Annotated in this window: 10 protein-coding genes; 2 read left to right on the forward strand and 8 right to left on the reverse strand. The window is 37.8% G+C overall.

Annotation, left to right across the window (positions count from 1 at the left end; genetic code table 11):
* Positions 1–181: 181 nt before the first annotated feature.
* Positions 182–415, reverse strand: a complete 234-nt coding sequence (locus AC1DIV_RS29060) for a hypothetical protein (RefSeq protein WP_034304346.1) — start codon at positions 413–415, stop codon at positions 182–184.
* Positions 416–686: 271 nt separating this feature from the next.
* Between AC1DIV_RS29060 and AC1DIV_RS29065 the strand changes: the two genes are divergently transcribed.
* On the forward strand, positions 687–2144 hold the full coding sequence (locus AC1DIV_RS29065; protein WP_477577899.1) for a S8 family serine peptidase: 1458 nt from the start codon (positions 687–689) through the stop codon (positions 2142–2144).
* Positions 2145–2975: 831 nt separating this feature from the next.
* On the opposite strand, the gene catA is transcribed toward AC1DIV_RS29065, so the two are convergent.
* The 4 genes from catA to AC1DIV_RS29085 all read right to left on the reverse strand — a co-directional run bounded on the left by catA (position 2976) and on the right by AC1DIV_RS29085 (position 5538).
* Positions 2976–3623: a type A chloramphenicol O-acetyltransferase gene (catA, locus tag AC1DIV_RS29070; protein WP_340877612.1), complete on the reverse strand. Its 648-nt coding sequence runs from the start codon at positions 3621–3623 to the stop codon at positions 2976–2978.
* A gap of 395 nt (positions 3624–4018) precedes the next feature.
* The gene (locus AC1DIV_RS29075) at positions 4019–4186 is read right to left on the reverse strand and encodes a glycosyltransferase (protein ID WP_082162802.1); all 168 of its coding nucleotides are present in this window, start codon (positions 4184–4186) and stop codon (positions 4019–4021) included.
* Positions 4187–4771: 585 nt separating this feature from the next.
* Positions 4772–5155: a VOC family protein gene (locus AC1DIV_RS29080; protein ID WP_340877614.1), complete on the reverse strand. Its 384-nt coding sequence runs from the start codon at positions 5153–5155 to the stop codon at positions 4772–4774.
* A gap of 107 nt (positions 5156–5262) precedes the next feature.
* On the reverse strand, positions 5263–5538 hold the full coding sequence (locus AC1DIV_RS29085) for an ArsR/SmtB family transcription factor (protein ID WP_340877615.1): 276 nt from the start codon (positions 5536–5538) through the stop codon (positions 5263–5265).
* A gap of 369 nt (positions 5539–5907) precedes the next feature.
* Between AC1DIV_RS29085 and AC1DIV_RS29090 the strand changes: the two genes are divergently transcribed.
* Positions 5908–7323 (forward strand): PQQ-dependent sugar dehydrogenase, encoded by a 1416-nt coding sequence (locus AC1DIV_RS29090; protein WP_340877616.1) that lies wholly within the window; start codon positions 5908–5910, stop codon positions 7321–7323.
* A gap of 47 nt (positions 7324–7370) precedes the next feature.
* Here the strand turns inward: AC1DIV_RS29090 and AC1DIV_RS29095 are convergent, their stop codons facing one another.
* The 3 genes from AC1DIV_RS29095 to AC1DIV_RS29105 all read right to left on the reverse strand — a co-directional run bounded on the left by AC1DIV_RS29095 (position 7371) and on the right by AC1DIV_RS29105 (position 9248).
* Positions 7371–7928 (reverse strand): hypothetical protein, encoded by a 558-nt coding sequence (locus tag AC1DIV_RS29095; protein WP_340877617.1) that lies wholly within the window; start codon positions 7926–7928, stop codon positions 7371–7373.
* 158 nt (positions 7929–8086) lie between these two features.
* The gene (locus AC1DIV_RS29100; protein ID WP_340877618.1) at positions 8087–8470 is read right to left on the reverse strand and encodes a cupredoxin domain-containing protein; all 384 of its coding nucleotides are present in this window, start codon (positions 8468–8470) and stop codon (positions 8087–8089) included.
* Between the two features lie 148 nt (positions 8471–8618).
* Positions 8619–9248: a class I SAM-dependent methyltransferase gene (locus tag AC1DIV_RS29105; protein ID WP_340877619.1), complete on the reverse strand. Its 630-nt coding sequence runs from the start codon at positions 9246–9248 to the stop codon at positions 8619–8621.
* Positions 9249–9560 lie beyond the last annotated feature (312 nt).

Here is a 9560-nt window from a genome sequence, read left to right on the forward strand (position 1 = left end):
CCACGCTTCCTCCAGCCCTTACCTCACGATAAGTACCTTGCGCTTCCTTAGTGGTTGGTCGATGTGTACCCCCACAGTGGACTTTCACCACCTAGATAGATGCCATGCCTGGCACACAAGAAAAAGCTGCCTTAAAGACAGCTCCGATCATCACAAACGCACTTGATAGCTGAAGAGCCTGTTACTTTCCGGAGTTCTCATCAACAGGTTTTCGTTTATGTTTTTCATTAATGATCTTTTTATTAAATATCTTAACTTCTCCAACCATTAGTAACCTCATATCCTCTACAATATACTTGGCTAACTCTTGGTCAGTGATGTCATCTCCATCAATATCAAGGCGGAATTCCTGCCCTTGAAGCCCACCGCCATTAGTAAACTTGATTTCAAAGTCAAATTGAACTCTCTTATCCATTTGAACCCTCCTCATAGATTGATTGATACTGGAATTGCATTAATATATAAACCTTTTGGCGACACAGGGTTTTTACACCTTTCACAGTTCTCACTAGACATATTCTAGACAAAAAAAACCTTTCCCTTCTTCAACTGACTGCCCCGATCATTTCATAAATAAAAAGAGCTGCCAATTTCAATAATAGATTAATTAGAAAAACTTGGAATTTAAGTTGTTGTATATTAAGATAGTATATGGTTAATATATTCCATTATATAGGAGGAGACATATGAAAAAGAGAATTCTACATACGGTACTTTCGATTGCTGTAGGAGCAGGGATACTTTCCGTTGGTGATGTTCCTGCCCAAGCTAAGAGTCAAAATCAAGAGATAAATGACTCTTACGCAATAGCTTTTAAAGGTGGATTACCAGAGAATTATCAAGAGGTAATACGGAAAGCCGGTGGTAAAGTAACCAAAGTCCTTCCAGAGGTTGGAGGAATAGAAGCTCAATCTGACGAGCCTTCTTTTCTTAAAAACCTAAAAGCTAATTCCTCAATAGAAGCTGCTAACAGAGAAATTCCCCTAACCTTAGACAAAACAGCAGTCAGCCCTTATAACTATGGATCCAGTATCATCAGCCAGCAAAATTCTGAGAGTTATTGGGACTCCCAATGGGATATACAAAGGGTGACCAACAATGGGAAATCATATGATTTAGAAACAGGCGGATATAAAAATAAAGATGGCAGCATGACTCATAAAGCAGTGGTGGGAGTGATTGATACCGGAATTGATGAGTCTCATCCTGACTTAAAGAATAATAATTTAGGCGGACGTAACCTTGTTCCTGCTGGAATGGATGAATCTGAAACAGGGGATCCCACTGATATTAAAGATCGCAATGGGCATGGCACTCACGTTGCCGGGATCATTGGCGCAAATGGTAAAGTAAAGGGTGTAGGGCCGGATTTAGGAATCAGGTCCTACCGCGCATTATACTCAGAGCAAGCCCTTGGATTACCAACTTGGATTATAGATGGAATCATTGCAGCAACAAATGACAAGGTAGATGTTATTAATATGTCTCTACGTTTCTATAATAATAACAAAATGACATTTGAAGGAGAAAGTTATAAATCAATCGCTGAAACGTTACTTTGGAAGAGAGCCATTCAATATGCAGTAAAGAATGGAGTAACTGTAGTGGCCGGCAGTGGTAATGAAAGTTTAAATTTAGATGACAAGAAGGAAGTTAACGAATTTTTAAATAAATTGTATGAACCATATGGAATGAGCGTGAAAGGGCCTGCAACCGTGGTACCAGCACAGATGCCAGGAGTCATTAATGTGTCTGCCTCCACAAAATGGTCAACTCAACAGCTTGCTTTCTACTCTAATTATGGAAACAGTGCCATTGACGTGGCAGCTCCCGGAGGAGATTACGGGCCTGAATATGCAGAAACCAATGACCCTGCGGCGGCTGATCCAAGTAACTTAATTCTTAGTACTTGGCCTACCTATTTAGGTACTTCATATGAGTTTAATGCTGGTACTTCCATGGCCACTCCTCAAGTAGCTGGAATTGCAGGGGTTATTAAGGCAGCTCATCCGGAATATACACCGGCCCAAATAACCGCACGCATTAAGCAAACAACTCTTGACTATGGAAAGAAAGGACAAGATGCTTTATTTGGTTCAGGAGAAGCAAATGCTTATAGAGCATTGGAAAATATAAAGAAGTAGCTTATATTTCTGAAATATTAATAGTACAAGGAAAGGTTCTTGATAAGAACCTGTAACCCGAACAGTAATTGGGAAAAATATATCCATAACAAAAAAGGCTATATGCCCGAAATATAAAAAACGGAAACACATAAAATGCGTGAAGCCATATTCTAATTAACACAACTCACCAGTTAAAATTCATCCCCTACTTAATTGTAGGGATTTTTTTGTTTTATCGCTTAATTAAAAATTCTAGTCCAAGTAAAAAAAACATTTTCCAATTTGGATTATGGAACGATCCTGCCCCTTTAGTTTCATAAGTAATGGCCGCCGGCTAGCCTCACCTTTTTATGATTTTGGCAATCTTGAAAATTCCAAAGCCGCAAAGAATTATAAGACCCATTATAATAATTGGTATCAAAATATTAAATGACATTAAATCATCTCCCTTTAAATTAGTAAGTCATTCTTATATCCATATAATACCACATCAGAAATATCTACTTATTGAACTAACGCACCCTTTACACAAACCTTTGTTTTTAATTCTATAAAAAAAAGGAACTGTTTTTCACAGTTCCTAAGACTTTAGGCAAAAGGAGTTCTATCCAAATTTTTAAACATAGTTGATTGGAGCGGGTGTGCGAGACTCCTGCGGGAATAGCGAGTCCAAGGGAGACCCCACAGGCGCAAGTGCGCCGAGGAGGCTCCCGGACCGCCCGCGGAAAGCGAGTGCCTAAAGTGGAAATCAACGTCCAAATTTGTACAAGCAAAAAATGTAGACAAACTCGATTTTCATCGAGTTTGTCTACATTCTGAGGAACTCTTTTAGAATTTCCCAATGTACAACTAGAGCCAGTCTGCACTTTCATCAGCAAACCTTTGGAGGTCATTCATAAAAACACTTGCATGATAACCATCACAAACTGCATGATGAATTTGCAAAGAAACAGGCAAGAACCATTCATCTTTTATTTGTGAATATTTCCCCCCAGTTATAATGGGTAAGAGAAAATCGCCACCATTATTAATATTTAAATTAAATGCTGTAAAAGAACTCCAAGGGATCATGGATATCGGAATATGATTATCTGGTATAGGGGTCTTCGGAAATAAACAACCCGTACCATTGTATTCTTCTACATCTTTTTCATACTGGGAATGGAATTCAGAAAACCTACTTCCATTTGGTGACCAGATGCTAGAAAATGTGGATGTCTTCTTATCGAAAATTGTATAAGAAGGCAAAACTTCTGACCAATAACCTAAATTCCCTTCTTGGTTAAAGCTGGTTCTAAATTCTCGATGGGAATTAACTATTTTTGTAACCATAAAAATAAACGCGGGATATAACTTATAATTCTTCTTCTTTAAGTTTTCCATAAGAACAGTAATATTCATTTCATTCGTTATACTGAATGTTGTTTGTTGTTGTAAATAGTGTTCAAAGTACTCTTTTCGAACCCAATTTTCACGATCAATTATATTGAATTTCATATACAGCGCCTCCTAATGTGTTTTATTGATTTAGGAGGCTATTTCCTCTGCTTTTTTCATGACAGTCATCCTTTTATAAACGAATTCATACCCCAACATTATTAAATATTCCCAGACTAAAATCAACCTACAGGACGATCCTGCCCCGTTAATTCCATAAGGCATTAAGCATCACTATTTCTTATTCTTCTCAAATAACCCAAGCACTGCGCATAACGGCATGCAGCCAGACTTCTTATCAAAAGGGGTATGGACAAGGTTGAGGATATGATATGCCACATACTAAAATTCGTGCACCTATACTCAATCCACATACAGTACATTCAAAAAGTTCATGTCCTAAAAAAAGGCCATACCTTTCTTTAAAGGATATGGCTGGTGATATGGAGTTACTTTTAAACATGATCAGTGAAGGCTGAGGCATTTTGTTTTGTGTTATCTTCTGATCCTGTATCAATGATAATCATTTCATCGACCAGTTCCCTAACAGAAGCAAGACAGTTAGGAAGGGAGTCTTCTTCATCCTTTACAATCATGCATAAACTAATTGAAATCCCGCCCATTAAACCACCTCCCATAACAGCATATTAGTTTCTGCCTGCTATAATGTCTGGAGTTAGGGTGATCTAATTAAATTCAAGACATGACAAGGAAAATCGTCATTTGCAGGAAATTTAAGATTTTTTTTGCAAACGCATTTTTGTTATAATTCTTTTGCTGAAGGACCCTAATTTGTTTTATTTTTTAAATAATAATACGTATTTTCCTTATACTTGCGCATATTAAAAACAATAACATTGAAAGCGAGTTGAATACGTATTGTCTAAACAAGGGATGCAAAACAAGGATCAAACGAGAAAGCAAATCGAGAAACAGGATAAAAGAAATGATGTTGAACTAGGTAATGAATTTCAAATTGGAAACACAAGTTCACAGAGCTCAAAAAAAAGTGGACGTCAAGTAAATAAAAAATAACCCCGATCTTTCGGGGTTATTTTTTCGATTTATGAACTTTTTTAAAATGTTACATTTCTATTGGAGAATGACAACATTGGCATTTATTTTTACACCCCAAAAATATATAAAACCCTGTCCTAAAATTAGGACAGGGTTATAAGATGGCAAATTTACCTCTATTTCACATAAAGTTACTGCTGCACTATCTGAATAAGGTTGCCGCATGTATCATCGAAGACAGCTATTGTGCTTTCTCCCATTTTTGTCGGCTCCATCGTAAACTTCACGCCGTTTTCCAATAGCCGTTTGTACTCTTGATGAATATCTGCAACGCCAAACATTGTTGCTGGGATGCCTTCGGCTACTATCTTCTTTTGATATTCCTTTGCGGCAGGATGCTCATTCGGTTCGAGTAAAAGCTCGGTACCGTCAAGAGCATCGGGAGAAACAAGCGTAATCCACCTGAATTTCCCCATGGGAATGTCATGCTTTTTTACAAATCCCAGCTTTTCTGAATAAAATTCCAGTGCCTTGTCTTGGTCTTGTACGAATAAACTGGTAACAATGATTTTCATAATCCTTTGCCTCCTTTAATATTTACCACGTTGGTGCTCTGCAAACAATTTGGCTCCAAGCCGAAAAACCCACACATTCTTCAGAAGCCTGTTCCGATTTTATAAAATTACTCTATCCATCCTTTCAGCAAGTTTCTAAGTGGTTCGTTGTTGAACATTAGTACTCGATATTTTCCCTTTCGTTTTGATTTTACGAGTCCTGCATCTTCCAATGCTGCTAGATGTTTAGCGATTGCCTGTCGCGAAATGGCAAGGTCGTGCTTCGTAATGAGACGTACCGTAAGTTCATACAACGTCAGCTCGTTGCGTTCAGATAGTTCGTCCAATATCAGCCGCCGGGTCGAATCGCCGAGTGCTTTGAATATAGCGTCTTTATCCCACATACATCAATTATAAGCAACTCTATAGTTGCATGTCAACAAGTATAAGCAACTTTATGGTTGCTTGTCAATCGCACCTATTCCTGATCGGGAAAGCCAAAATACATATGTTGTTCTATTATTTCCATCATCAGGCTCCATCATGAATAACCCCAACACTCATTCATCTCCAATAATTGCAGACAATTTTAGTATTGGTTTTAGTTTTTCATCTTAAACAGCCCCGTTAAGTAAAGCACCCCTTTAGATAACTTACGCTCGTGCGAAATTAGTGCATTGCCTTATCAGATTCCCCCTGCCTAATTTGGTACTAATGGACAGTTCTAATCATATTCTTATTAAAGAAAACAATTAGAAGGGGGGCAAAATCAGTTGATAAAAGTGAAGGTTGGTTTACGGCCCATTGTAAGTAAGATAAATTTACCTACTGTTTTGAAAACGACTATACTTCCGGGTGACTCCATTGAAAGATTATTTATTGCAACCCAGGTAGGAGAGATCTTTTACATAGGAAACGGAGATATAAGGACTTTTTTAGATATTCGCCCGCGAATCCTAAAACTAGGTGCTTCTGGCGGCGGATATGATGAACGGGGATTGCTGGGGCTAGCGTTTCATCCCGAATTTTATTATAACGGCCTGTTTTACCTTCATTATTCAGTGGCAGGAACACAAGGTCCAGGTGCTCTTTCTGAATCTTTTAAGCCTGACCCGTGTGATCCCAAAACGTTAAACCTAAGGTGGAGGGATAGAGAAACTAAATATGATCATATTGATACAATTGAAGAATGGATTTTACAATCGAATGGTCAACCTCAAAAACGACGGACATTACTTAACTTAAGACGGCCATTTAAAAATCATAATGGGTTCAATAGTTTAAACTTTTCACCTGAAACAGGAAAACTTGTTTTAACAACCGGAGATGGCGGATCAGGCTATGATCCATTTAACTTAAGCCAGGATGATCTCGAAATCGCCGGTAAAATAATCGAAATGGATGTAGGCAAGAATCTATACATCAATAATCCCCCCATTGTCACACGTTTTAATGAACTTCCCACACCCATTCAGGAAACGCTCATGGTAATGGCCAAAGGGGTGCGCAATATACCAGGCATTTCATTTCAAAGATTTTATAATCAGTATATTAAGTATGCGGGAAATGTCGGACAGCGTTTGGTCGAGTCGATTTATTCATTCGTTCAGTATAAACCAATACCGGTTACTCAGCTTATTCAAGCTTATTCCATGAATTCCGATTCTGACAAAGAAGGATTTATTAACTTTGGCTGGCGAGGTTGGGAAGGTGCTTTTCCTGCTTCGATTATAAGAAAGTGCACGGAAAATCCGGATTTGAATGAGAAAACAACTGCATATTACAATGAAGCAGCTGCGCTTTCAGGTATCCGTCTTCAGCCTTTGACTAGTTATTTTCATGAAGATACCAGACCCGATAAGTTTAGTGGAACTGCAATTACAGGAGTGCAAGCCTATATGGGGGAAAGAATCCCTGCTTTGACAGGAAGCGTTGTGTTTACCGATCTTGCCCGGAAAGAAACTCAACCTAAGGTAAGAGGGGCTTTAGCTTATACCACCATAAGACCAAATGGTCAACAAAATGATTTTAGTGTAATACAAACCGATTATGATTTTGGGTCTCAATCAGCTTATTATGTTAATTTGGGAACGAACCTGGATCAAACCAGACTATATTTAGGGGTTTATGGCTCTATGAAAGTGACTGATTTTAACCAAGGTACGATTTTTGAAATCGTTGAACCCTAACTTTCAAATTCTACTTAATCTTGATAATTAGATTTAGTGATGGGGACTCACTGAACTTTAATCACTTTTAATCGTTTAAAAATGATTAAAGCCATTTCAACCCAAAACCAGCTATAAATCAAAGCTAATAAAAAGCCAGTTATAAGAACTGAAAAGGAAACAGACACGGCTGGACCTAAAACCGGAAAGTGAAAAATAAATAGTAGACTCATAATGCCTGACATTAAAAGAATGGCACCAACAGCAATAACACTTAATCTCTTCCTAAAAAAGGAAAAAGAGGTCCCTATGCCAAGACCCAATAATCCAGTTGTAAAAGGAAATACAATGAGTTCAGTTGGCTGTAGGATGAATAACAACATAATTGTCAAAAGGTAGGTCATCACTCCAAATGGAATGGAAAACATGGAACCTAACAGAATAGGTGCAGTGGCTAGCGGACTTATAAAATATCCGATACCTGGTAAAAAGCCTGGAGCAGCCTGTAGAATGGCAGAAACACAAGCAAAAATGGACACTAAAATGAGCTTCATCGTTTTTTTATGTTTATTGAAAATGATTTGAGATAAACGGACCTCTTCAGAAATAGGTTTTAAAAAATACACCTTTCCACCTCATTCTAAATGGTTTATACGTTACCATACATTATATTTGCCATTCATTAGAGGTGGAACCATTATTAATGATCCAACACCCATATCCTGAAATGAAAAATCATTCTCCTTTGCCTAAAAAAAAACAAGGCCATATTTGGCCCTGCCTTTTATTCGACGATCACTTTCCCAACCATTCCTTCCTGGAAATGGTACCGGCATATCAGTTCATATGTACCCGGCTGTTTCGGTTGCACGGTAATGGTTTTTTCTTTACCTGCCTGGACCTCTGCGTCAATTCCGAGCTTTTCCACTGTGAAGGTGTGCTCTTTCTTACCTTTATTTTTCAAAATCAATGTTGTGGCTGTTCCACTTGGAATAGTGATGACTTCCGGATTAAAGAAATCATCGTTCAACTCGACCTCAATCGATTTCACCGCAGGCTGAGTTACAACACGAGATTCGGCAGATATGCCGAATGATCCTAGAGTTGTCACAACGACAACCGTTGCAAGCACAACAACCAATCCTGTTACCCACTTTTTCACAGACATTCGCATTCCCTCCTTCCCTTACCCTATTTTTTTCTAATTCATAAAATATTATTACTATTAATTTGGTTACAGTGCGCTTTCAAATAAATGAAAAGAAAAAGATCGCCACTAATGACGATCTTCTGGAGTCTAATCTTATGATTTTGTATCATAGTCCTTTTTGACATTTTACCATTATAAATTTAAATGGAGGTTTATTTTCCGCATTCTTATGCGGCTCAACTACTTCAGAAAACTCTACCAGTCCATAATTTCCAAATTCTTGTTTAATCGAGTCGGAATCATAAAAAAACATTTTCATCCCTTCCATTATCTCGAAATAGTCTTTACCCAGTTGTTTGCCCTTACCAAACATTGGGGCCTCTTTTGAAATAGCAGTAAAAATCATATATCCATTTGGCTTTAACTGATTATAGCAAGCTTTAATAAACTTCTCTCTCTCACGATTATTCAATAAGTGAATAAGGGCATAACAAAATATCCCATCATAAAGTTTATTATCAAAAGGCATATCGGTTACTGAACCATGAAAAATATTAAGATTAAGCCCATTTTGCCTTGCCAATTCTATCGCTGTTTTTGAAATTTCGATACCTGTTACATGTATTCCGTTGTCCGTAAAAACCTTGGCATTTCTGCCATATCCAATACCTGGAATCAATATATCCTTAACTTTCTTTTCAAGGAAAAAGTCCTTTGTCAAGATTGCGGAGTCTGAAGGTTCAAATCCCCACATCATATGATTTTCTATAAAACTTGATTCCCAGATTTCCGTCATACCTCAATCTCCTTTAAGAGTATTGGATTTCATTCTTTAAAATCTGCTGTTTTACATAAGCATAGGTTACATTACATTAAACGATAAAGTTCTTTCCTTTATTGCTTCTTTATCCTGTTAAATAGTTTAAGCCATTTGAATCTACTCATCATCATTTGCTGTGATAAAGGAGTTGTACAACACTCCACATTTTACCATATAATGTACATTCTCCACGCCGCCCCTGGAGGCTTTCCCTCCCATGTCTCAACGGGTCAATTGCCCTATCATTCCTTCGTCATGCCTATCCAAGGGGTGGAGGCCAGTTATGCT

This window comes from Peribacillus sp. 05N428, assembly GCF_056397085.1.